The organism is Mycolicibacterium sp. XJ662 (genome assembly GCF_053484035.1).
Genome location: NZ_JBEFTL010000001.1, coordinates 1,045,095 through 1,068,554 on the forward strand (window position 1 = coordinate 1,045,095; position 23,460 = coordinate 1,068,554).

23 protein-coding genes are annotated in these 23,460 nt (G+C 67.7%); 11 read left to right on the plus strand and 12 right to left on the minus strand.

From position 1 onward, the window contains the following. Window positions 1–4: 4 nt before the first annotated feature. Window positions 5–1,036: a fused (3R)-hydroxyacyl-ACP dehydratase subunits HadA/HadB gene (locus tag ABQE93_RS04835; protein ID WP_448406130.1), complete on the minus strand. Its 1,032-nt coding sequence runs from the start codon at window positions 1,034–1,036 to the stop codon at window positions 5–7. A 219-nt stretch (window positions 1,037–1,255) separates the two neighbouring features. On the opposite strand from ABQE93_RS04835, the gene ABQE93_RS04840 reads away from it, so the two are divergent. After that, window positions 1,256–2,074 carry a formate/nitrite transporter family protein gene (locus ABQE93_RS04840; protein ID WP_448406131.1) on the plus strand — a complete coding sequence of 273 codons (819 nt, stop codon included), beginning with the start codon at window positions 1,256–1,258 and terminating at the stop codon, window positions 2,072–2,074. A 137-nt stretch (window positions 2,075–2,211) separates the two neighbouring features. Further along, the gene (locus ABQE93_RS04845; RefSeq protein ID WP_448406132.1) at window positions 2,212–2,589 is read left to right on the plus strand and encodes a hypothetical protein; all 378 of its coding nucleotides are present in this window, start codon (window positions 2,212–2,214) and stop codon (window positions 2,587–2,589) included. A gap of 3 nt (window positions 2,590–2,592) precedes the next feature. Here ABQE93_RS04845 and ABQE93_RS04850 read toward each other — a convergent pair whose 3' ends face one another. Together ABQE93_RS04850 and ABQE93_RS04855 are read right to left on the minus strand one after the other, a co-directional pair. Then, window positions 2,593–3,480, minus strand: coding sequence for a sulfite exporter TauE/SafE family protein (locus ABQE93_RS04850; protein ID WP_448406133.1), 888 nt, complete (start codon window positions 3,478–3,480; stop codon window positions 2,593–2,595). Next, window positions 3,477–4,070 carry a rhodanese-like domain-containing protein gene (locus tag ABQE93_RS04855; RefSeq protein WP_448406134.1) on the minus strand — a complete coding sequence of 198 codons (594 nt, stop codon included), beginning with the start codon at window positions 4,068–4,070 and terminating at the stop codon, window positions 3,477–3,479. The genes ABQE93_RS04850 and ABQE93_RS04855 overlap by 4 nt, the downstream gene beginning before the upstream one ends. Before the next feature lie 191 nt (window positions 4,071–4,261). Here ABQE93_RS04855 and ABQE93_RS04860 point away from each other — a divergent pair, with 191 nt between their 5' ends. Both ABQE93_RS04860 and trxA read left to right on the plus strand, forming a co-directional pair. Continuing rightward, a complete protein-coding gene (locus ABQE93_RS04860) occupies window positions 4,262–5,641 on the plus strand; it encodes an MBL fold metallo-hydrolase (RefSeq protein WP_448406135.1) in 1,380 nt (459 codons plus the stop codon). A gap of 123 nt (window positions 5,642–5,764) precedes the next feature. Then, window positions 5,765–6,142, plus strand: coding sequence for a thioredoxin (gene trxA / locus ABQE93_RS04865; RefSeq protein ID WP_448406136.1), 378 nt, complete (start codon window positions 5,765–5,767; stop codon window positions 6,140–6,142). Window positions 6,143–6,153: 11 nt separating this feature from the next. Here the strand turns inward: trxA and ABQE93_RS04870 are convergent, their stop codons facing one another. The 3 genes from ABQE93_RS04870 to ABQE93_RS04880 form a co-directional block, all read right to left on the minus strand. Beyond that, window positions 6,154–6,945, minus strand: a complete 792-nt coding sequence (locus ABQE93_RS04870) for an enoyl-CoA hydratase (RefSeq protein ID WP_448406137.1) — start codon at window positions 6,943–6,945, stop codon at window positions 6,154–6,156. 90 nt (window positions 6,946–7,035) lie between these two features. Beyond that, a complete protein-coding gene (locus ABQE93_RS04875; RefSeq protein WP_448406138.1) occupies window positions 7,036–8,385 on the minus strand; it encodes an MBL fold metallo-hydrolase in 1,350 nt (449 codons plus the stop codon). Window positions 8,386–8,403: 18 nt separating this feature from the next. Continuing rightward, on the minus strand, window positions 8,404–9,165 hold the full coding sequence (locus tag ABQE93_RS04880; RefSeq protein WP_448406139.1) for a sulfite exporter TauE/SafE family protein: 762 nt from the start codon (window positions 9,163–9,165) through the stop codon (window positions 8,404–8,406). Between the two features lie 369 nt (window positions 9,166–9,534). On the opposite strand from ABQE93_RS04880, the gene ABQE93_RS04885 reads away from it, so the two are divergent. Both ABQE93_RS04885 and ABQE93_RS04890 read left to right on the plus strand, forming a co-directional pair. Then, a complete protein-coding gene (locus ABQE93_RS04885) occupies window positions 9,535–9,804 on the plus strand; it encodes a metal-sensitive transcriptional regulator (protein WP_448406141.1) in 270 nt (89 codons plus the stop codon). A 15-nt stretch (window positions 9,805–9,819) separates the two neighbouring features. Next, window positions 9,820–10,218, plus strand: a complete 399-nt coding sequence (locus tag ABQE93_RS04890) for a DUF302 domain-containing protein (protein WP_448406142.1) — start codon at window positions 9,820–9,822, stop codon at window positions 10,216–10,218. A gap of 9 nt (window positions 10,219–10,227) precedes the next feature. On the opposite strand, the gene ABQE93_RS04895 is transcribed toward ABQE93_RS04890, so the two are convergent. The 6 genes from ABQE93_RS04895 to ABQE93_RS04920 form a co-directional block, all read right to left on the minus strand. Beyond that, complete coding sequence (locus ABQE93_RS04895) at window positions 10,228–11,160, minus strand: LysR family transcriptional regulator (RefSeq protein ID WP_448406143.1); 933 nt, start codon at window positions 11,158–11,160, stop codon at window positions 10,228–10,230. Window positions 11,161–11,199: 39 nt separating this feature from the next. Beyond that, window positions 11,200–13,536 (minus strand): CaiB/BaiF CoA-transferase family protein, encoded by a 2,337-nt coding sequence (locus ABQE93_RS04900; protein WP_448406144.1) that lies wholly within the window; start codon window positions 13,534–13,536, stop codon window positions 11,200–11,202. Window position 13,537: 1 nt separating this feature from the next. Further along, window positions 13,538–14,728, minus strand: coding sequence for an acyl-CoA dehydrogenase family protein (locus ABQE93_RS04905; RefSeq protein WP_448406145.1), 1,191 nt, complete (start codon window positions 14,726–14,728; stop codon window positions 13,538–13,540). Between the two features lies 1 nt (window position 14,729). Further along, window positions 14,730–15,821 (minus strand): acyl-CoA dehydrogenase family protein, encoded by a 1,092-nt coding sequence (locus ABQE93_RS04910; RefSeq protein WP_448406146.1) that lies wholly within the window; start codon window positions 15,819–15,821, stop codon window positions 14,730–14,732. Window positions 15,822–15,930: 109 nt separating this feature from the next. Beyond that, window positions 15,931–16,593, minus strand: a complete 663-nt coding sequence (locus ABQE93_RS04915; protein WP_448406147.1) for an Rv1733c family protein — start codon at window positions 16,591–16,593, stop codon at window positions 15,931–15,933. 118 nt (window positions 16,594–16,711) lie between these two features. Next, window positions 16,712–19,249 carry a DEAD/DEAH box helicase gene (locus ABQE93_RS04920; RefSeq protein ID WP_448406148.1) on the minus strand — a complete coding sequence of 846 codons (2,538 nt, stop codon included), beginning with the start codon at window positions 19,247–19,249 and terminating at the stop codon, window positions 16,712–16,714. 104 nt (window positions 19,250–19,353) lie between these two features. Here ABQE93_RS04920 and ABQE93_RS04925 point away from each other — a divergent pair, with 104 nt between their 5' ends. Genes ABQE93_RS04925 through ABQE93_RS04945 form a run of 5 tightly spaced genes read left to right on the plus strand, consistent with a single transcriptional unit; the run spans window position 19,354 to window position 23,450 of the window. Further along, the gene (locus ABQE93_RS04925; protein ID WP_448406149.1) at window positions 19,354–19,911 is read left to right on the plus strand and encodes a COG4315 family predicted lipoprotein; all 558 of its coding nucleotides are present in this window, start codon (window positions 19,354–19,356) and stop codon (window positions 19,909–19,911) included. Between the two features lie 16 nt (window positions 19,912–19,927). Beyond that, window positions 19,928–20,758 (plus strand): LLM class F420-dependent oxidoreductase, encoded by an 831-nt coding sequence (locus ABQE93_RS04930; RefSeq protein ID WP_448406150.1) that lies wholly within the window; start codon window positions 19,928–19,930, stop codon window positions 20,756–20,758. Window positions 20,759–20,805: 47 nt separating this feature from the next. Continuing rightward, window positions 20,806–21,999, plus strand: a complete 1,194-nt coding sequence (locus tag ABQE93_RS04935) for an acyl-CoA dehydrogenase family protein (protein WP_448406151.1) — start codon at window positions 20,806–20,808, stop codon at window positions 21,997–21,999. After that, the gene (locus ABQE93_RS04940; protein WP_448406152.1) at window positions 21,992–23,164 is read left to right on the plus strand and encodes an acyl-CoA dehydrogenase family protein; all 1,173 of its coding nucleotides are present in this window, start codon (window positions 21,992–21,994) and stop codon (window positions 23,162–23,164) included. The genes ABQE93_RS04935 and ABQE93_RS04940 overlap by 8 nt, the downstream gene beginning before the upstream one ends. A 13-nt stretch (window positions 23,165–23,177) precedes the next feature. Then, a complete protein-coding gene (locus ABQE93_RS04945) occupies window positions 23,178–23,450 on the plus strand; it encodes a putative quinol monooxygenase (RefSeq protein WP_448406153.1) in 273 nt (90 codons plus the stop codon). The last annotated feature ends 10 nt before the right edge of the window (window positions 23,451–23,460 follow it).

Consider the following 23,460-nt stretch of genomic DNA (forward strand, 5'->3'; position numbering starts at 1 on the left):
CGACTCAGCGGAAGCGGATGTTCATCGTCGCCAGACCGAAGATCTTCTTGCCGGCCGACTTCGCCGCGACCACGACGACGCCGGAGCGGGTCTGCGGGTCCAGCGACTTGATCCGTCCGCTGAACTCGATGTCGGCGCCCTCTTTGGCCGATACGATCGCCGGCGCCGAAAGCCGTACCGCGTAACGCGTGACCGCCCCCGGGTCCCCCGACCAGGCGGAGACGAACCCGGCGCCCAACCCCATCGTGAGCATGCCGTGGGCGATCACATCGGGTAGCCCGGCCAGCTTGGCGATCTCCTCGTCCCAGTGAATCGGGTTGGCGTCACCGGCCACCCCGGCGTAGTTCACCAGGTCGCCGCGGGAGAGCCGGGTGTGGCGCACCGGCAGTTCGTCGCCGACCGCCACCTCGTCGAAGGACGGTGTGCCCGGGGTGCGGTTCATGCCCGCTTCGGCGATCCGGATCTCGCCCTCGGGGCGCACCGTCTTGTGGTACGCCGAATCCAGCGTGCCGACGCCGGAGAAGTCCACGTCGTGCATCATCGCCTTCTGCACCGCCGTTTTGACCTCCGGGTTGAGATCCTCGGCGGTGACGCCGACGACGGTGGTGTGCAGCGTGTGCACCCGTTCGCCTGCGGCGTCGGTGAAGGTGTTGGTCACGGTGATCATGTCCCGGCCCGCGATCCTGCGCACCGAGGTGAGCTCGACGTCGACCTTCAGCTCGTCGCCGGCCACGATCGGGCGGTGCTGCTCGAAGACCTCCTCGGTCTGCAGATAGGTGTCGTAGCCGACGACCACCTGCTCGAACATGTGGCGGTTGCAGGACATCCCGGGCGCCGAGGTGAAGGTCAGCGGCGCCACCAGCCCCGAATAGCCCAGCTCGGCGGCGGCGGCGACGTCCCAGTGCGCGGGGTGATAGTCCTGCACCGCACGGGCGTACTCGCGCACCTTCTCGCGGCCGACCAGATAGGTGCCGTCCATCTGGTAGTAGTGGCCGATCCGGGCTTCGAGCGCCGACGATTCTGCTGCTGTGGTCATGAAATTGCTCAACTCTTCTATCGGCTGGTTCGCGGTGGCCGACCAAAGCACCCTAACGCCCGGTGTTGCGGTGACCCCGCTGCGCCGTGGGCGTTGAGTTATGCGCTCATGGCTGTGCGGATCGCAGCGCATGGACCCTGGGCGCAAAAACGAGCGCTTCGAGGCCGCCGACTCCGGGTATTCGCGATTGCCGCGTCATCCGAGCGTGAGGACCACCCCGTGAGCAAAACCAGCCAGCGTGAGCTAGGTGAGTCGGACAGTCCCATCGAGGACGAGTTGGAGGGCGCCTTCCAGCGGATGCTGGGCGAGGGCACGCAACGTTTGCACCGCAGCTGGCGCGAAGTGCTGGTCACCGGCTTCTTCGGCGGCACCGAGGTGGCCGTCGGCGTCCTCGCCTATCTGTCGGTGTTGGCCGCAACGCACAACCACCTGCTCGCCGGAATCGCCTTCTCGATCGGCTTCATGGCGCTCCTACTCGGCCGCAGCGAACTGTTCACCGAGGGCTTTCTGGTGCCGGTCACCACGGTCGCCGCCAAACGCGCCAGCGTCTGGCAACTGCTCAAGCTGTGGGGCGGAACGCTGATCGCCAACCTCGCCGGGGGCTGGGTGATCATGTGGCTGATCATGACCGCGTACCCGAAATTGCATGCGCAGACGATCGAGTCGGCTACCCACTTCGCCACCGCCCCGCTGTCAGCCGAGACGGCGGCGCTGGCGTTGCTTGGCGGAATGGTCATCACGTTGATGACGCGGATGCAGCACGGCACCGATTCGACGTTCGGCAAGATCGCCGCGGCCGTCGCGGGAGGGTTTCTGCTCGCCGGACTGCAACTGTTTCATTCGATCCTGGATTCGCTGCTGATCTTCGGAGCGCTGATAACGGGTCGTGCGCCGTTCGGCCATCTCGATTGGCTCAAGTGGTTCGGCTACACCGCGATCGGCAACGTCGTCGGCGGGTTATTGCTCGTCACGCTGCTGCGCGCATTGCGCAGCAAGGACCGACTGCAGGACGAGCGCGACGAAGCCGAGGCGTCCTGACGCCCGAGACGTCTGACATGTCGGTGTTGCGGTGCAAGGTCGAGCACCCGCCCTCAACGCTCTGAGCTGGCCTTATACCGGGCTCTGGTTAACTCGTGGGAGGTTTCAAGATCACGCCTACGAGAAGGGACATCGACTTGGCTGCCATCCGCACCCCGTTGATCGCGACGTTTGCCGGGTTGGCCACCGCCGGCCTGTTGTTCGGCGCAGGCACCGCCGCGGCAGAACCCCACGACAAGCTGCTCAACACCACCTGCAGCTTCCCGCAGTTCCAGGCGGCCGCCCAGCAGCACGCCCCGGACCTCGCGGCGAACCCGGAAAAGATGGGCAAGTTCGAACGGATCCTCAACCTGTCCGTCGAGGAACGCCACGCGAAGATGGAAGAGAAGCGGGCGAACAAGCCCGAGATCAGCCCGGAAAAGCGCGCCAAGTGGGATGAGTGGAAGAACTCCCCGGAGGGCCAGGCGAAGATCGCCACGATGAGGACCGTGCTGGACACCTGCAACCAGTTCTGATCGTCAGATCGCCGGGCTGGCCGCATTCAGAGTGGGTGCGGCCGCACCGGTGAGCCGTCGCAGCGGACAGATCTGCAGGCGGGCACATGCCAGCGTGGCGCCCGCCGCGATCGCGGCGAGCGCCGCCGCGGCCGCTCCGACGCTCGGGTGGATCTCCTGACCCAGGATCACCGAGGACATCGCAAGCACGAACCAGCCGAAGGCTTTCCGCAGCACCTCGGGGTCGACCATCGCCGTCAGCCGGGCTCCGATGACCGAACCCACCACTGCCGCGCCCGTCACCGCCAGCGCGACCGTCCAATCGATCTGCACGCTGGACAGATAGCCGCCCAGGCCCGCGAACGACTTCATCGCGATCACGATCAGCGACGTGCCGACCGCCACCGCCATCGGTAGGCCGCCGAGCAGTGCCAGGGCGGGCACCACGAGGAATCCGCCCCCGGCGCCGACCAGACCGGTGACCAGGCCCACCACCAGACCTTCGGCCAAGATCTTCGATACCGGCAGGTGGCGGTCGTCGGCCGTGCCCTCGACGTTCTTGCGGCCGCGCAGCATGGCGACCGCGGTGCCGACCATCATGACGGCGAAGCCGATCAGCAGCACGGTGCCCGGGATGTAGCGGGCCAGCACGCCGCCCGCGTATGCGCCGGCCATACCCGCACCGCCGAAGACCAGACCGGTGCGCCATTGCACCCGCCTGGCCCGCGCGTGTGAGATCGCACCGATCACGCTCGTGACGCCGACGACCAGAAGCGAGGTGGCGATCGCCTGTTTGGCGTCCATTCCGGCGACGTAGGCCAGCAGCGGAACGGTCAGGATGGATCCGCCGCCGCCGAGGAGTCCCAGCGCGACGCCGACGAACACGGCAAGGCCGATTGCCAACCCAATCATGATCTGCCGCCGCGTGTTTCGGCTGAGTCGACCAGTCGCGACACGATGGCCTGCGGATCGCAGGTGGCGCCCCGGTTGTACGGCAGCTTCGAGAGCAACATGCCCATCGCGCAGGTGTTGGACACCGCCGCGACCGCGAGGCCACCGCCGATGGCGCCCGCCACCCACTTGAGCCTTGGCACGGCGATGCTGCCCAGGATGCTCGAGAGCACGACGCCGCCCGCTACCAGGCGGACCTGTCGCTCCAGGTCCCAACGTTCGACGCCGCGGTTGACCGCGAATCCCTTGGCTTCCCAGGCGGTGATGCCGCCGGCGAGGATGTGCACGTTGGTCAGCCCCGCATTGCGCAGCGTCTCCTCGGCCTGCGCGGCGCGCTGACCTGAACGGCAGACCAGGACGATGTCTTGGTCGAGGTGGCGAATGATCTCGTCGCGGAGTTCGCGCAGCAGGTCCAGGGGCACATTGTAGGCGCCTGCGATATGGGCGGTCTCGAACTCGCCCGGGGTGCGGACGTCGAGCACCCGCGGCGGGATGGCCGATTCCAGCAGCTGGCTGAGGTCCTGGCAGTCGATGGTCATCGGTGCGGGCATCTTTGGCGTCCTTTCGAGCCGAGCGAATCCGGATACCCCGGGGGGTACAGCCAGGCACATAGTACACATACCCCCAGGGGTAAATGCAGACGGAATATCTATACCCCCTAGGGTACTTGACATACCCTGAGGGGTATCGGCAGTCTGATGGTCAGACGGCCCCTTAGCACCGAAACGAAAGGACCGCCGCCATGAAATTCATCCAGTACTACTTGGACTGCCTGTCGCACGCGTCGTACCTGATCGCCGACGAAACCACCGGGCGCGCAGTCGTTGTCGACCCCCAACGCGACGTGGCCGAGTACCTCGCGGACGCGAAGGAGATGGGATACACCATCGAACTCGTCATCGAAACGCACTTCCACGCCGACTTCCTGTCCGGCCACCTGGAGCTGGCTAAGGCCACCGGCGCCAAGATCGTGTACTCCTCGGTTGCCGAGACAGAGTTCGAGTCGATGGGCGTGGCCGACGGCCAGCGCTACTCGCTGGGTGAGGTGACGCTGGAGTACCGCCACACCCCCGGCCACACGCCCGAGTCGCTGAGCATCGTCGTCTACGAACATCCCGACGACGAGGTGCCCTACGGGGTGCTGACCGGCGATGCGCTGTTCATCGGTGACGTCGGCCGGCCGGACCTGCTGGCCTCGATCGGGTTCACCCGTGAGGAGTTGGCCGACAAGCTCTACGACTCGCTGCACCACAAGCTGATGACGCTGCCCGATGCCACCCGGGTGTATCCGGCCCACGGCGCGGGTTCGGCCTGCGGCAAGAACCTGTCGACCGACCTGTGGTCGACGATCGGCGAGCAGAAGGAGACGAACTACGCGCTGCGCGCCCCCGACAAGGAAACCTTCATGGCGTTGGTCACCGAGGGGCAGCCACCGGCACCGAGTTACTTCGTCTACGACGCGATCCTCAACCGCAAGGACCGGGAACTGCTGGACGAGACCGAGAGGCCGACGGCGATGAGCTACGAGCAGGTGCGCGACGCGATGGACGCCGGTGCGATCCTGGTCGACGGCCGCGGGCCGGAGGAGTTCGCGCTGGGGCATCTGCGCGGCGCGATCAATGTCGGGCTCGACGGCCGCTACGCCGAATACGCCGGATCGGTGGTGCCGACCGACGTCGACGTCGTGTTGTTCACCGAACCGGGCCAGGAGATGGAAGCCAAGACCCGGCTGGCGCGCATCGGCTTCGACCGGGTGATCGGCTATCTGGACCGCCCGTTCGAGGTGATGTTCGACCACCAGGACGACGTGCAGATCGCGTCCCGGCTGACGGCCAGCGCATTCGACCAGCGCGCCGCCGAGCTGGCCGACCTGCAGATCGTCGACGTGCGCAACCCGGGCGAGGCCGCGGCGGGCACCATCCCGAATGCGATCGAGATCCCGGTGGGTCAGCTGCCCGGCCGGCTGAGCGAGCTGGATCCGGCCAAGCCGACCGTCGTCTACTGCGCCGGTGGCTACCGGTCGTCGGTGGCGGCCAGCCTGTTGCGGCACAACGGGTTCGCCGACGTCAGCGACATCCTGGGCGGCTTCGGCGCCTGGGAGAAATCCCGGCAGAACGCCTGAGCCGCACCGAAGCTACTGGTACCGCAAGAAATACGGGCTGCCGTTCATGTACGGGAACCTGATGCTCAAGGGCCTCGCGTAGCAGTCGGCAGCGCTGGACACAAACACGGAAAGGAAGCGATCATGGCAACCAAGACCCTGACCTACGACAATTTCGAGTCCACTATCGTCGGCAATCCGATTGTGCTGGTGGACTTCTGGGCGTCGTGGTGCGGCCCCTGCCGCGCGTTCGCCCCGACCTTCGAACGTTCCGCGGCGGCGCACCCCGACGTCGTCCATGCCAAGGTCGACACGCAAGCCGAGCGCGACCTGGCGGCAACCCTGGAGATCCGGTCGATCCCGACGGTCATGGCCTTTCGCGACGGCGTGCTGGTGTACAGCCAGCCCGGAGCGATGCATCCGGCGGCGCTCGAGGACTTGATCACCCGGGTGAAGGGACTCGACATGCAAGACGTCCGCGCCAAGATCGCCGCACGCAAGGCGGCGTCGTCGACGGGTTAAGGTCCGATCGGTTACGTCGTCGGCGCTGGCGACCAACGGGGGGCCCGCTTTTCGATGAAGGCCTGGACCCCCTCAAGGGCGCACGGATCCATCATGTTGTGCGCCATCGTCGCACCCGCGTCGTCGTAGGCGGTCTCGATGCCGACGTCGATCTGGCGGTAGAAGAGCGCCTTGCCTGTCGCGACGGCGACGCGCGGCTTGGCGACGATGTGTGCCACCAGTGCCGCGATCTCGTCGTCGAGGGTGCCCGGCGCAGCGACCCGGTTGACCAGGCCCAGCGCGCGGGCCTGGTCGGCGGAAACGAACTCCCCGGTGACGAGCATCTCGAACGCGGCCTTACGGGGCACATTTCGCGACAGCGCCACTCCCGGGGTGGCGCAGAAGAGCCCGGCGTTGATGCCGCTGACCGCGAAGCGCGCGTCCTGGCTCGCCACCGCGAGGTCACACATCGCGACGAGTTGGCAGCCGGCGGCAGTCGCGAGACCGTGCACGCGTGCGATCACCGGGACGGGGAGGCGTTGGATCGCCAGCATCACGGCCGTGCACCGTGCGAACAGTTGCCGGTAGTACTCGAGCGAAGGCTCAGCCCGCATCTCCTTCAAGTCATGGCCGGCGCAGAACACTTTTCCGGCCGCCCCGAGCACGACGGCGCGCACGGTTTCGTCGTCGGCAAGGGTGTCGACGGCCTCGCCGAGCGCTGTGAGCATCGCCTCGGAGAGCGCGTTGAAGGCTTGCGGACGGTTCAGGGTCAGCGTGACGACGCCGCGCTCGTCACGGTCTTGCAGCACCAGGGATTCATCCATCACCTTGACCTCGCTCGCTGCTGGAACTGTCGATTGTGGTCCACGTCCCGTGTCACCGTGGCCGATTGGCCAGCGCGGTCCCGATTCGGCTCAATGGACCGTCAAGCCGGCCTTGGCGGCGTTCTCGAAGTCGTCGTCGATGAGCACGACGTCTCGGCCGGCGCGGGCGAGGTAAGACGCGGCGATCGAGGACCGGTAGCCGGATTCGCAGTGCACCCAGACCGTCGATGCCGGAACATCATCGAGTCGGCCCGGCAGTTCGTGCAGCGGGATGTTCACGGCGGCCGGGATGTGCTCGGCCGCGTACTCATGGCTCTGCCGCACGTCGAGCACCGTCAGCGTCTGCATCCGACGCCGTTTCGCCAGCGTGGCGAAATCGGCGACCGGATAGGAGCCCACCGGGGCGCCGTCGCTGAGCGCATCGATGTCTCCGGTGGCCGCGCCGGTCAGCCGGTCGACTCCGATGCGCACCAGTTCGCGCCTGGCTTCGCTGATCTGATCGGGAGATTCGCCGATCAGTGTCACCGGCGCCCCCCATTGGTAGAGCCAACCGAAGTAGCTGACGAACGACCCAGACAGCTCGAAACCCAACGATCCCTGCAGATGGCCGGCTGCGTACACGGTGCGGTTACGCAGATCGACCACCCACTCACCGGCCTCGAGTCGGCGCCGAAGTTCCCGAGGGTCAATCGGTTCGGGTGGTGTCAGGTCGACCGGCGCCGGCCCGTCGCGGTTGATGACGCCCATGTGTGCGTAGTACGCAGGGTGGGCGGAGAGCCCGGCCAGCAGCTCGTCGACGAAGCTCTGCTCGTCCTGTGTGAGAGCCGGGTTGGTGTGCCGTTGCTCGCCGATGGTGGATGCGTCGCCGGAAGCTGGTGTGGCCGAGCAAAAGCTGCCGAAACCGTGGGTCGGGTAGATCGGAGTGTCGGCGGGCAACTGCTCGGCGAGCCTGCGGACCGAGTGGAACTGCGCGTGGGTGAGTTCCCGGGTGGAGTCGGTTCCGATCAGGTCGGTGCGTCCGGTGGTGCCGAACAACATTGAGCCGCCGGTGAAGACGCCGTGCACCTCGTCGGCGTCGTCGCGGAGCACATAACTGACGTGATGGTGGGTGTGTCCCGGGGTGTGCATCGCCTCCAACCGGATGGGTCCCGCGTCGATGATCTCACCGTCGGCGATCGCACGACGGGGGTAGTTGACGTCATCGCCGGCGGGCACCACGTACTCGGCGCCGACGGTGCGCGACAGTTCCAGCCCTCCCGTCACATAGTCGTTGTGCAGGTGCGTCTCCAAGACATGCGTGATGCGAACCCGATGTTCGCCGGCCAGCGCGAGCACGCGGTCGATGTCGCGCTGCGGATCGATCGCCACTGCGACGTCGCCGTGGCTGATCAGGTAGCTGCGGTCACCCAGCCCTGAGGTTTCGATGATCGAGACGTCCATTGGTTCCCCTTCTGTGGTTCATCTAAGGAAGACGGTGTCGACGAGTACGTAGGCGGCGACGACGAAGACGAGGTAGGCGAACCAGCGCTGCAGGCGACCAGTCTCGATCTTTGTGCCGAAGTAGCCGGCCACCAGGGAGGCGACCGTCGCGGCACCGACGAACGCCGCCGTGAGCGACCAGTCGACGCTGATGCCGTGCAGATGCGAAAAGATGCCGGCTGCGGAGTTGGCGAGGATGATCAGCAGCGAAGTGCCAATGGCCGCGGACATTTCGACGCCAAGCACCATAACGAGCGCCGGGATGATGAGGAACCCGCCACCCACGCCGAACAGTCCGGTCAGCAAGCCGACCACCAGGCTGGCACCTATCGAACGCGGCAGGCAGCGGCGCCAATTAACCTGCCCCGCACGTACTTCGCATGCGGTGCCGGCGTTGTCCTGATCGGCCAGCATCCGGGTGCCGGCGACCACCATCACGATCGCAAACCCGATCAGAAGCGCCGATTCGGGCAGGTGTCTACTGATCGCGCTGCCGAGCACGGTCGCCGGGATACCGGCCGCCGCAAAGATTCCGGCCATCCGCCACCGGACCTGTCCGGCACGGATTTTCGGCAGCACCCCCACGGCCGAAGCCGTGGCGACGACGACCAGCGAGATCGGAATGGCCTCGTTGATACCGAGACCCAGCCCGTAAACCAGCGCTGGGACCGCGAGGATCGATCCTCCGCCGCCGAGCAGTCCCAGCAGCACACCGAGAGCCAGCCCTATCGCCAACGCCATGGACGTTCCGGTATCCCGGCTACCGGCGCCACAACCTGCGTGTTGGACGGCGTGGTGGTTCGGTCGCTCGTTCACAGCGGCATTGCTGTGCGGCCGGCACTGACCGCATCACCTCATCGACATGCTGGCCACAGCCGTCCCACGTCGTCTTACCGCAGGTCGAGCACTGAACTGGGTAACACATTGCCGACTCCTTCCCGGCATCGCCTCCTGACGGCATATACCCCTATGGGTATTACAGTACAGCGCCGAAGTCGGTTATTCCATGGTCGCCGTGACGGCGGGAATCCCGACCGCTGCCGCCGGCGTTGAACTGGGCAAGATATACCCCCACGGGTAACATGGGTCCTATGACGGAAGGACGAAGAAATGGTCGGTGACCAGGAATCCATCGACGCAGTGCTGAACCGGCTGCGACGCGCACAAGGCCAGCTCGCCGGGGTGATCTCGATGATCGAGCAGGGCCGCGAGTGCAAGGACGTGGTGACGCAACTCGCGGCCGTGTCACGTGCGCTCGATCGGGCCGGCTTCAAGATCGTGGCGACCGGTTTACGGGAATGCATCACCGGCGACCAGGACGGAAACGAACAACCCATGACCGAGGCGGAACTGGAGAAGCTCTTCCTCGCCCTGGCCTGACACGTAGGAGTCATCATGAGCATCGCTCTGGCCACGAGCCTCGCGACGTCGTTCGACGACGCCGTCGCCCGCACGCGAACGGCGCTGGCCGAGCAGGGATTCGGTGTGCTGTCCGAGATCGACGTGACGGCGACGCTGAAGAACAAGCTCAACGAGGACATGGAAAACTACCTGATCCTCGGCGCCTGTAATCCGCCGCTGGCGCACCGCGCGCTGGGCGTGCAACGTCAGATCGGTCTGCTGCTGCCGTGCAACGTCGTGGTCCGCACCGATCCCGAGGATCCGGACACGACGCTCGTCGAGGCGATGAACCCGCAGTTGCTGGTCGACGTCACCGACGAACCCGGGCTGAAACCCGTCGCGGAGGAAGTCGGACACAAACTGAAAGCGGTCATCGAGTCGCTCGGTGAGTGACCGCACCCTTTAGGCGCCGCGCCGCACCGGTCCCAGCCGGTCGGCGATCTGATCGACGACCGACTCGATCTCCTCAAGCCTGCCGCGCAGCCGTTCGGGCGCCCACGCCAACGCGATACGGGCCGGGGCCCAGTTGGTTTCGTCGATCGGGATGAGCTTGAACTCGGGCGGGGAGAACATCTTGCCGATGAATGAGTCGGGGGCGTAGCTCACCAGCGCGACGAGATGCCGGTTGAAAACCTGGGTGGCCATTTCGAGTTCGCCGCCGCGCTGGTTGGTCGTGCGCACGATGCGGTGCACACCCCGGCTGTTGAGCCTGCGGGTCAAACCGGCCAGCACCACCGGGTTGGGCCGGGCGAAGTCGATGACGACCTCCCGCTCACGTAACTCCTCGATCGCGACCAGGTCCTTGGCCGCGAGGGGATCGTCGAACCGGACCGCGACCGCGCCCTGGTAGCTGGCCACCACCTTGTGGCGCAGCCGTTTGTCGTTGGCGGGCAAGTGGATCAGGCCCAGTTCGGCATGCCCGGCGATCAGCTTGGCGGCGACCTCGGTGCCGGATCCCGGCATGCTGAACTCGGTCGGGCGCCGCAATTCACCGAGCACCGTCTCCAGTTGTGCGAGCAGGTCCGACGGTGCATAGGCGGTGGCGCTCAACCGAATCGAGGCCGAGCCGCCCGCGCCCTCTTCGGCAGTGGCCTTGAAATCCTCGACACGGCGCAGGATTTCACGCGCGGGACCGATCAACCTCTCGCCGAGCGGGGTCAGGCGCACCTCGTGATAACCGCGTTCGAACAGCGCCCCGCCGAGTTCCTTCTCAAGGATCTTGATCTGCTTGCTCAGCGGCGACGGGGTGATCATCAACTTGTCGGCGGCCCGCTTGAAGTGCAGTTCGTCGGCGACGGCGACGAAGTACCTGAGCCTGGTGAAGTCGATGTCCATACCTGCCGGTCTCGAACGGGATGCCGTGCACCCCGCATGCTACGAGATGACCGGCGCACCCCGCCTAGCCCCGACCGTGGTCTCGAGCACCCCGCGTTCGTGCAGTGCGGCGATCTCCGACGGGGTGAGGCCCAGCAGTTCTTCGGCGATCTCGGCGGTCTGCTCACCGATCAGCGGCGCCTGGCGCAACGGCGGATCGGCCACATGGTCGCAATGGATCTGCACGTTCTCCATCACGAACGGTACGTCCCCGTGCGGGTGAAGCTCCTCGCGGAACGCGCGGCGGTGCTCGTAGTAGGGCCACGACGGCAGTTCGTCGGCATGCAGAACGGCACCCGCAGGTACGCCTGCGGCCTGCAGTTTCTCCATCGCCTCGGTCGGGGAATGCCGGGCGGTCCAGGCGCGCACCGCGTCGGCACCCACCTCCCCGTCGCCGGGGATGCCCAACACCCAGCGCAACGCCTGACGGTCGGCGTCGTCGCGCACGGTGATCGCGATCCACGTGTCGATACCGTCGGCGGGGAACAACCCCCACGGCGTGGCGCGGTCCCGGTCGCTGCGCGGGTGTCCGGCGCGCTGCAGCGCCTCGGCGGCGATGTCGGCGGCGACGTGGCTGAGCATCACTTCTGCCTGCGCGATGCTCGCCGAACCGCCTTCGCCGGTGCGTTCCCGGCGCAGCAGCAGCGCCATTGCCGACAGCGCGCCGACCCTGGCGGCGACGTGGTCGGGGTAGACGGTGACGGTGTCGCAGAAGGTTTCGGGTTCGTCGGGGTAGACCCACAGGTTCGTGAACCCGACGGCGGCGCGCACCAGCGGTCCGTACCCGAGCCGCTTGGCCCACGGCCCGTTGGGCCCGAACGCCGAACTGTCCACCACGACGACGCCCGGGTTGATCTGCCGCAGCGTCGCGTAGTCCATCTGCAGCGTCTCGGCGACGCCGGGTTTGAAGTTCGTCAGCACCACGTCGGCGGTCTCGACGAGGCGGTGCGCGAGCGCGCGTCCCTCGGCGGTGCGCAGATCGAGCCCGATCGAGCGTTTGTTGCGATGTCCCGCGGCGAACGGCTGGGTCATGGTCGTAAACTTGCCGACCCGCAGCCCGTCGGGATGGGCCGAGTGCTCGATCTTGACGACGTCGGCGCCCAGATCGCCGAACACCCGCCCGGTGTCGGCCCCGACCACGATGACGCCGAGATCCAGGACGCGGACTCCCTCCAGCGGCAGGCCCTCGCCGCGGCGCTCGCGGGCGCCCAATACCGGTGCGCCCGTCAGGTGAGCTTCCGGCGTCGACGGCGCGTTCAGCGCGCTGGCGCGGTGCCCGTCGATCTCGCAGACGCCGACGGGCACCGGCGCCACGACCCCCGGCGCCAACTCCACATCGCGAAAAAACCCGCGGGCACTGAAGTGTTCGGCGGTAAGCGCCTCCGAAAGCGTCAGCACCGCTGCGGTGGGCACCCCGTGGGCCTGCCCCTGCGCCTCGAGTTCCGCCCGCGTCTTGTCGGCGCAGAACCGTGCGATGGCTGCGAGCAGATGCGGGGAATGGAAGCGTTTGCCGAGCTTGTCGAACGACGGATCGGCGAATTCTTCCGGGCTGCCCAGCCACGTGAACATGCCCCGCCATTGGCGTTTGGCCAGAATGCAGATGCGGACATGACCGTCCTTGCAGGGAATGATCGGATAGCGCTGCTGTTCGGCGTTCCAATCGCGTTGCTGCGCACTGACCGCGACGCCCGCCGACGCACTTCCCGCCGACCCGAACGGCGGGTCGAGGGTCTGCATCGCCCCTTCGAGGATCGAGAAGTCGATCAGGTCTCCCTCGCCGGTGCGCAAGCGATCCACATACACCGCAAGCGTCATCACCGCGGCCTGTGCGGCGGCCACGTGATAGGGCAACTCGGCCGGCGGTATGAGCGGTTCGCGCCCCGGTATGCCCGACCGCGACAGTTCACTGGAGAGCGCATGGAACACCGGGCCGGTGCCCTGCCAGGTGCGGTAGGCGGTGTCGCGGCCGAAGTCGCTGAGCGACAGGACCACCAGCGCGGGGTGCCTGCGGCGGATCTCGTGCACGGCCAGTGAGGCCTCGGCGGGTGAACCGGGGCTGGTGCTCTCGATGAGGATGTCGCAACCGGTGAGCAGGCGCTCGAACTCGGCGTCACCGTCTACGTCGATCGTCTCCATGCCGTGGCGGTTGATCGCGGTCTGCACCGGCACGCCGCCGATATGCGGGCCGACCACCTCGTCGTCGCTGACGCCGGCCAGGCGCAGCACCGTGACGTGCGCGCCGAGATCGGCGAACAGCCGTCCGACGGCCGTCATCGGCCCCGACGTCAGATCGAGGATCCGGACACCGGTCAGCGGTGGGTCGTAGGGGTCGGACATGTCAACTCCGGCGGGCCTGGCGGAACGGGATATCGCGGTCGGTCTCGGGTTCCTTGGGCAGTCCCAGCACCCGCTCGCCGATGATGTTGCGCTGGATCTGGTCGGTACCTCCGCCGATCGAGGTGAAGTACGCGTTGAGCGTAAGGAAGTTGACGTCGTCGGCGACCGGGTTGTCGGGGCCTGCCAACAACGCGTGGGCGCCGATGATCTGAGTTTTCATCGCCGCCTCGGTGTGCAGGATCCGCGACATCGCGAGCTTTCCCAGCGACATGATCGAGCTCGACGTGCCCTGCGTGGCGGCGGCTTTCGCGCGCGCGTTGTTGAGCTTGTTGAGCTCACGCAGGGCGAGCACCTTGGCCAGGGGGTAGCGCACGGCAGGGTCGTCGAGGACGCCGTGTTCACGGGCGAGTTCGATCAGGCTGTCGGCCTTGCGGTTACGCGAACCGCGGCCGCTGTCGCCCATGATCGAACGCTCGTAGGCCAGCGCGGTCTGCAGCGCGCGCCAGCCGTGGCCCTCGCCGCCGAGCAGGTAGTCGTCGGACACAGCCGCGTCGTTGATGAACACCTCGTTGAAATGCGACTCGCCGGTGATCTGCACCAGCGGCCGGACCTCGATGCCCGGTTGGTCCATCGGCATGATGAACAGGCTCAGCCCTTTGTGTTTGGGCACGTCCCAGTCGGTGCGGGCCAGCAGCAGCGCGTAGTCGGCGCTCAGCGCGCCCGACGTCCACACCTTCTGGCCGTTGACCACCCATTGGTCGCCGTCCTTGACGGCGGTGGTGCGCACGGCCGCCAGATCCGAGCCGGCGCCAGGCTCGCTGTAGAGCAGGCAGGTGCGGGAGCGTTCGATCAAAAAGTCGCGCAGCAGATCCCGCTTGAGCGTCTCGGTGCCGAGTTTGAGCGCGGTGTTGGCCGGGATGTTGTACTTGTCCTGCCGCGAGCCCGGCGCCTTGATCGCCGAGAACTCCTGACCGATGACGTTGGCGAGCTCACCGGGATAACCGCGGCCGAACCATTCGGTGGGATAGGTCGGCACCGCGTAGCCGGCGTCGAGCACCTTTTCCAACCAGGCGATGCGCTCCGGTGACGACACCCACGGGTCATCGGACTTGGGCAGCGGAACCCAGTTGGCGCTCAACCATTCTCGTACTTCGGCGCGCAGTTCGTCAGCGGTGGGAAGTGCAGCGGTCATGTCAGGCGCCTTTCGAGACGAGGTAGCGCTCGCGATGCAGGCGTGAGCCACCGAAGAGTTGCGTACCGGTGCGCGCCCGGCGCAGGAACAGGTGAGCGGGGTGCTCCCAGGTGAAGGCGATCCCGCCGTGCATCTGGATGGCGTTCATCGCGATGGTCTCGTAGGCCTCGGCGCAGGTGAACCCCGCCAAGGCGACGGCGCCGCCCGCGGTGTCGCTGTGCGAGGCGGTCTCGGCGGCGGCGTGTTGGGCGGCCGATGTGGCGTTCTCGACTTCGAGCAGCAGGTCGGCGGCCATGTGTTTGAGCGCCTGGAAGCTGCCGATCTGGCGGCCGAACTGCACGCGGGTCTTGAGGTATTCGACTGTCATGTCGAAGATGCGTCGGGCCCCGCCCACCTGTTCGCCTGCCGAGGCGATGACGGCGTAGTCCAGTGCCTGCTGTACGGCCTCCCACCCGGCGCGGCCGAGCCGCCGCGCGGGCGTACCCGAGAAGGTGAACGTGGAAAGCCGCACGGTCGGGTCGAAGACGGTTGCGGCCGTGCGGGCGAAACCGGGTGCGTCGGCGTCGACCTCGAACACGCCGACGCCGTCGTCGGTGCGGGCCACCACGAGCACGACGGCGGCCACCTGGCCCCAGGTGACGTAGTGCGCGGCTCCGGTCAGGGTGCCGTCGGCAGCGACGACGTCGACGCCGGCTTCGGTCCAGGAGCCGGCCGCACCGGTGAGCGCGACGGTCCCGATGGACGTGCCGTCGGCCAGTCCCGGCAGCAGCCGCTGCTTGTCGTCGCCGGAGCCGGCCGCCTGGATCAGCGCGACGGTCAGCACCGCGCTGGAGATGAACGGTGCCGGCGTCAGCGCCGCCCCGGTCTCCTCGGCGACGGCTTCGAGTTCCAGCGCGCCGAACCCGAGCCCGCCGTGGGCGGCGTCGACGAGCATGCCGAGCACGCCTTGGTCGGCGAGTTGGCGCCACAGCTCACGGTCGAAGCCCTCCTCGGAGCTCATCACGCGGCGCACGTCGTCCTCGGTGCACTTGTCGCGCAGCAGCTCGCCGACCGCCGTGCGCAGTTCCGCGCGTTCGGCCACACTGATCGTCATCGACCCAACCTCTCCTGGACCTATCGGGTCCATGCTCGGTCCCAGGCGGCGGGGTGTAAATCACGAATCGGGACACCGACGGGTTTCCGAACGGCACATGCGCGCCGATCTACTGGGTTCGGCTCCGGCCCTGGCCGTCGCTCTGCTCCATCAACCTGTCCAGGCCGCGCTGCCAGCGCTCGTCGCGGCGCTGGTCGGCCAGCACCCGGGTGACGGCGTACAGCGTCGCGGCGACACCGGAGACGCCGAGCCAGACCAGCATGGCGACCGTCACCGCGTCGGCTGCTGCGCGGGTGGTCGTCACCGGTGCAGGCACCTGGGTGCCGGTGTCGTCGACCCAGATCGCGACCGGATCGCCGACATCGCTCGACGGGGCGGCCGACACCAGGCCGGTGTGCTCGGTGCCGTCGACCGACCAGCGGGCAGGCAGGGCGATGGTGCCCGCGTGCGGGCCGTCGGAGGCCGGTGGGATCGCGGTGATCGTCGCGGTCACCGGCGTGCTCACGTCGGATTGTGCGCTGTAGGCGGCGCGCTTGGCGTCGTAGAGCGCGGTGCCGACGGCCCCGGCGATCGGCAGGGTGACCAGCGATACAACGATGGCGAACACCAGAACCAGGGCCTCGATCCGATCGGTCGCGCGCACCAGCGGATCCCGACTTCGCAGGCTCAGCAGCAGGGGCCAGCGGGGCAGGCGCAGCGTGAAGGTGGTCGAATCCTCGCCAGGCCACCGGACGGCGGTCCTGCCCGCATCGTTGCCACCTTGGCGGTGCACCGTGACCTCCTCTCGGGGAAAACCTGTTTCATCCATTGTCGCCCGCAAAACCGGGGAGCGCTTGCCTCACCCGGACAACGCCGCCCGCTCCGGTTGTGGCGGGGCCACAACTGACGAGCTAGTCGAGTCGGCCCGCGTCGGTCACGCGCAACACCGGCGCGCCGGCGTCGTCGGAGGCGCCCAGATCCACCTCGGCGGTGAAGCCCCAGTCGTGGTCGCCCGCGGGATCGTCGAAGATCTGCCGCACCCGCCACACCTCGGGCGCACGGTCGATGATCAGCAGCGCCGGACCGCGGGCGTCGGCGCCGGTGCCGACGTCGTCGTGCTCGTCGAAGTAGTCCTCCCCGATGTCCGCCCAGCGCTGCGCCGTCCAGCCCGATCCGCTGTCCAGCGCGCCGAGTTCGTCCCAGCGACCCCGAGCGAACAACTGCACCCGCCGAAACAACGCGTTGCGCACCATCGCCGTGAACGCGCGCTCGTTGCCGGTCAGCGGACGCGGCGGGGCCGGCACCGCGACCGGGGCGTCGTGCGGCTGGTCCGGGCTGGTCAGCTGCTCCCACTCGTCGAGCAGGCTCGAATCCACCTGGCGGACAAGCTCGCCGAGCCACTCGACGATATCGGTGAGCTCCTCGGTCCTGGCCGCTGCGGGCACCCCGGACCGCAGCGCCTTGTACGCGTCGGACAGGTAGCGCAGCACCGCACCCTCCGCGCGGGTCAGCCCGTACTCGCTGACATACTCGCGGAAAGTCATTGCGCGTTCCCACATCTCGCGCACCACCGACTTTGGGGACAGCCGGGCGTCGGCGGCCCACGGGTTGCTCTGCAGGTACACCTCGAAGGTGTGCTCGAGCAACTCCTCGAGCGGCTTAGGGTAGGTGACGTCGTCGAGCAACTCGATGCGTTCCTCGTACTCGATGCCCTCGGCTTTCATCGCCGCGACGGCCTCGCCCCTGGCTTTGTTCAGCTGTGCCGCCAGGATCTGGCGGGGATCCTCCAGCGTCGCCTCGATCACCGAGACCACATCCAGCGCAAAGGTTTCCGACGCGGGGTCGAGCACGTCGACGGCGGCCAGCGCGAAGGTCGAAAGCGGTTGGTACAACGCGAAGTTCGGTGGCAGGTCGACGGTCAGTCGATACCTGCTGCCGTCGGGCCCTGGTTGGTCGATGCGCTCGACCACCCCGGCTTGCAGCAGCGACCGGGCGATGCCGACGGCTTCGCGGATGTGCTGCAGTTGCCGTTTACGTGGCTCGTGGTTGTCGGTCAGCAGCCGACGCATCGCCTCGAAAGGATCCCCGGGACGAGCCACGACGTCCAGCAGCATCGCCGTCGACACCCGCATGTTGCTGGTCAGCGGTTCCGGGGTCGCCTCGATCAACCGGTTCATGGTCGACTCGCTCCACGGCACCATGCCCTCGGGTACCTTGCGCCGCACCAGCTTTCGGCGCTTCTTGGGATCGTCGGCGACCTTGGCGAACTGCTTGAGGTTCTCCACCTCGTGGTCGGGTGCCTGCACGACGACGGTGCCCGCGGTGTCGTAGCCGGCCCGCCCCGCCCGGCCCGCGATCTGGTGGAACTCGCGTGCGTTGAGCAGCCGGGTGCGCACCCCGTCGTACTTCGACAGCGCCGAGAACACCACGGTGCGGATCGGCACGTTGATGCCGACGCCCAGCGTGTCGGTGCCGCAGATCACCTTGAGCAACCCGGCCTGCGCCAACTGTTCGACCAGCCGCCGGTACTTCGGCAGCATCCCGGCGTGGTGCACGCCGATACCGTGGCGCACCAGCCGCGACAGTGTCGTGCCGAACGCCGTGGCGAACTGGAACGCGCCGATCATGTCCCGCAGCTCGGCCTTCTCCTCCTTGGTGCTTACGTTGACGCTCATCAGCGCCTGTGCGCGCTCCAGCGCCGACGCCTGGGTGAAGTGCACGACGTAGATCGGGGCTTGCCCGGTCTCGAGTAGGTCGCCGATGGTTTCATGCATCGGCGTGGTCGCATAGGAAAAGAACAGCGGCACAGGACGTTCGGCGTTGGCAACCAGCGCCGTCGGCCTGCCGGTGCGCCTGGTGAGGTCGTCGCGCAGGAACGTGACGTCGCCCAGCGTCGCCGACATCAGCAGGAACTGCGCCCTCGGCAATTCCAGCAGCGGCACCTGCCACGCCCACCCGCGGTCGGGGTCGCCGTAGAAATGGAACTCGTCGGCCACCACCAACCCGATGTCCGCGTCGCTACCCTCGCGCAGCGCGATGTTGGCCAGCACCTCGGCGGTGCAGGTGATGATCGGGGCGTCGGCGTTGACCGCGGCGTCGCCAGTCAGCATGCCGACGTTGGCCGCGCCGAACACCTCGCAGAGCGCGAAGAACTTCTCGCTGACCAGCGCCTTGATCGGCGCGGTGTAGTAGCTGCGGCGGTTGCCCGCCAGCGCCGCGTACAGCGCGCCGGTGGCCACCAGCGACTTGCCCGAACCGGTCGGGGTCGCCAGGATCACGTTGGCGCCGCTGACCAACTCGATCAGCGCCTCCTCCTGCGCCGGATACAGCACGGTGCCGCTGGCTTCGGCCCAGGCGGCGAACGACGTGAACAACTCGTCGGGATCGGTGCCCTTGGCGCGTAACGTCGACAAGTCGCCCGGATCGAGCAGGCGAGCGGTGTCGGTCACGGCTTTATCCACCGCCTCTCCTGACTCGTTGCCTGCACCACCGAGCATGCCGTGCAGCCCGCCGGGAGGGTTTGAGCGGGGTCGCGGCTGGAAAAGGATTGATCATGCCCATGCTGCGAACGACGGTGTCGATGCTCGCGCTCGGCGCGCTGGTCCTGACCGGATGCTCGGCGGTCACGAACAAGGCCGCGACCAGTTCGGCGACGACGACCGCTCAGAGTCCGGTGGCGACGCCGAGGACCGAGGCGGTGACCCCGGAGCCCGTGCCACCCCCGTCGAACACCAAGGTCGTGCCCACCCGAGAGGTGTCCCTGGCGATCGAGGACCGAGGCGACCTGGGCGAGATCGTCGTCGACAGCACGGGCCGCGCCCTGTACGCCTTTACGGCGGACGGCCCGAACGAGCCGACCTGTTACGGCGCCTGCGCCGACACCTGGGTGCCGCTGCTGGCACGCGGCGATCCGGCCGGCACGATCGGGATCGACGTGGCGTCGGTGGACGTCGTCCCGCGTCGCGACGGCGGTGATCAGGTGACCTACAACCGGATCCCGCTGTACCGGTACGCCGGCGACACCGGTGATCGGGTCGCCAACGGACAGGGCCTGGACATGTTCGGCGGCGAGTGGCACGTGCTGGCCAAAGACGGCCAACCGCTGGCCTGAGGAATAGCCTGTGTGCATGGAGTTCGGCATTTCGACGTTCGTCAACGACGACACCATCGACCCGGTCGCGCTGGCGCGGGCACTAGAAGAGCGCGGCTTCAAGGCCCTGGCGGTCGCCGAACATACCCACATCCCGGCGAGCCGCGAATCGGCCTATCCGGGCGGCGGTGAGTTGCCCAGCGTGTACTACCGCACGCTGGACCCGTTCGTCACGCTGGCCGCCGCGGCGGCGGTGACGTCGGAGATCGAGTTGATCACCGCGATCGCCCTGCTGATCCAGCGCGATCCGATCGTCACCGCCAAGGAGGCCGCCAGCATCGACCTCATCTCGGGTGGGCGGTTCGTGTTCGGTGTCGGCGCGGGATGGAACCTCGAGGAGATGCGCCACCACGGCACCGATCCGAAGACGCGCGGCGCGCTGCTCGACGAACGCATCGAAGCCATCAAGGCGCTGTGGACCGATGAACCCGCCGAATACCACGGTCGCTACGTCGACTTCGACGCGTCGTACCTGCGGCCCAAACCCGTGCAGAAACCGCACCCGCCGATCGTCGTCGGCGGCGACTCCGACGCCACCGTCAAGCGCATCATCCGTCACCAGGGCGGCTGGATCTCCAACCCGCTGCCGGTCGAGCGGCTGACCAAACGCGTGGAGCAGATGCGTGCGGCCGCCGGCCACGACGTACCGCTGACCACGTTCGGCACCCCGATCGATCCGCAGTACTGGGAGGCGATGGAGAAGCTGGGCTACCGGCAGGTGAACCTGCTGCTGCCGACTAAGCCGGTCGACGCCTCGCTGCGACTGCTCGACGAGTACGCCGACGCGGTCGCCAAGTATCGGGGCTAGCCAGGGCCACTTGCGCTCGACACGTGTCGAGTTTCTATTGTGGCTGCATGAGCAATGACGCTGATGCCGAGCGGGTCGCCGAACTGGCGCGCGGAGTCGTCGCCGAACACGACCCGAAAACGGTGCCCGTCCAGCAGTTCCTCGGCGCCTGCTACGACGCCGGCTTGTCGTGGGTGCACTTCCCCGACGGCCTCGGCGGGCTCGGGGTGTCACGCGGACTGCAGGCCGTAGCCGACCGGATCTTGCAGGGCGCCGGCGGGCCGGTGCCGCTCGGGCTCAACCCGATGGGCTACGGCATGGCGGCGCCGACGATCCGTGAGCACGCGCAGGACGACGACGTGAAACAGCAGTGGTTGCGGCCCCTGGCCACCACCGAAGACCTGTGGTGCCAGCTGTTCTCCGAACCGGGCGCCGGATCCGACCTGGCCGGGCTGGCCACCTCCGCGGTGCTCGACGGCACCGACTGGGTGATCAACGGCCAGAAGGTCTGGACCAGCCTCGCGCACCGCGCCCGCTGGGGGCTGCTGCTCGCGCGCACCAACCCCGACGTGCCCAAACACAAGGGTCTGACCTACTTCGTCATCGACATGCACGGCGCGGGCGTCGAAACCCGCCCGCTGCGCCAGATCACGGGGCAGGCCGAGTTCAACGAGGTGTACTTCTCCGACGCCCGGATCCCCGACAAGCACCGACTCGGCGACGTCGGCAACGGCTGGAACGTCGCGATGACCACGCTGATGAACGAGCGCACCGCACTCGGCGGAAGCGGCAACCGGCGCGGTGCGGGCACCATCTCCGACGCCACCGGGCTGTGGGCGTCGCGGCCCGAACGGCACACCCCGGTGCTGCGTGACCGGCTGACGCAGCTGTGGTTGCGCTCGGAGGCCCAGCGCCTCACCTCGGAACGGTCACGGGCCACCGCCACGGTCGGCGGCCCGGGCCCGGAAGGGTCGATCGGCAAGCTGGTGGGCGCCGAACTCAACCAGGACATCTACCAGTGGTGCATGGATTTCCTTGGGCCCGAAGGACTTCTGTACCACGGATACGAGCAGGGCCCCCGCACCGGCGACGACGACTGGCAGGGCCCCATCCAGCAGCGGTTCTTGCGCAGCCGCGCCAACACCATCGAAGGCGGCACATCCGAAGTGATGCGCAACATCCTCGGCGAACGCATCCTCGGGCTGCCCGGCGATCTGCGCGCCGATGCGGGGATGCCGTGGAAGGAGATCCCCCGTGGTTGAGAACGTATCGAGCGCTCAGTTCAGGTTCACCGACGAGCAGAACCAACTACGGGACGCCGTACGGAAGTTCAGCGCCGAGCACTTCTCCGAGGAGAAGGTGCGCGAGCTGATGGAGGCCGACCCGCCGTTCGACCCCAAGGTGTGGGCACGGCTGGGCGGTGAGCTCGGCGTGCTGGGCCTTTCGGTGCCCGAGGCCGACGGCGGCGTCGGCGGCACCCTGGTGGACCAGGCCGTCGCGATCGAGGAACTCGGCGCCCGGTTGGCGTGCGGGCCGCTGTTCGGCACGGTCTACCTGGCGATCCCGGCGCTGGTGGCGGCCGGGTCCGGCGACGTGCGCGACGGCCTGCTCGGCGACCTGATGGAGGGCAACCGCACCGCGGCGGTCGCGGTGACCGACCGGGCCGGCGTCTTCGACGCGGACGCGGTGACGGTGACCGCGAGCGGAGATACCCTGTCGGGCACGGTTTCTCAAGTGGTCGACGCCGGTATCGCCGACGTCCTGCTGGTCGCCGCCCAAGGATCCGACGGCGTCGCGCTGTACGCCGTCGACACCTCCGCGACCGGCGTGCAGCGCACCCCGTTGAACACGTTGGATCTCACCCGGTCCGCGGCGAACGTCACGCTCACCGACGCGCCCGCTCGCCTGGTCGCCGGAGCGGACGAGGCCGCGCGGGTGCTCGACCATGCGCTGCAGGTCGGGGCGGCGCTGCTGGCCGTCGAACAGGTCGGCGCCGCCCAGCACCTGCTCGACCTGTCCGTCGAGTACGCCAAGGCGCGACTGCAGTTCGGCCGGCCGATCGGATCGTTCCAGGCGGTCAAACACCGCCTCGCCAACCTGCTCGTCGACGTCGAACACGCCAGATCCACTGCCTACCATGCGATTTGGGCGCTGACCGACGGATCCGACGATCCGGCGTTGGCGACCAGCATCGCCCAGGCCGTGTGTTCGTCCTCGCTGACCCATGTCGCCACCGACACCATCCAGGTGCACGGCGGCATCGGGTTCACCTGGGAGCACCAGGCCCACCTCTATTACAAGCGGGCCACCACCGACGCCGTGCTGCTGGGCAGCGCCGAGCAGCACCGCGACCGGATCGCGGCGATGGTGCTCGACGACGCCGAGACGAACCGGGTGCCGCGCGTCGCCGACGGCCTGCCCGTCTGACGAGGACGGCGCCGTGATCGTCACCGTCGCCAAAGTGCAGGACCTCGATCGGTTCCTCGAGGCCTTCTCGACGGTGGGTGCCGAAAAGCGCAGAGAACACGGCTGCAAGGGTTCGCGGGTCTTCTGTGATCCCGACGACCCCGGCAAGGTGTGGGTGTTCTTCGATTGGGAGGCCGAGGACTATGAGGGGTTTCTCACCGATCCGGACATCCCGGCGATTGCGCAGCGGCTTGCGCTGATAGAACCGCCGGTACACGCCGAACCCGTCGCGCAATACGACTCGTGAGGCCGGACCC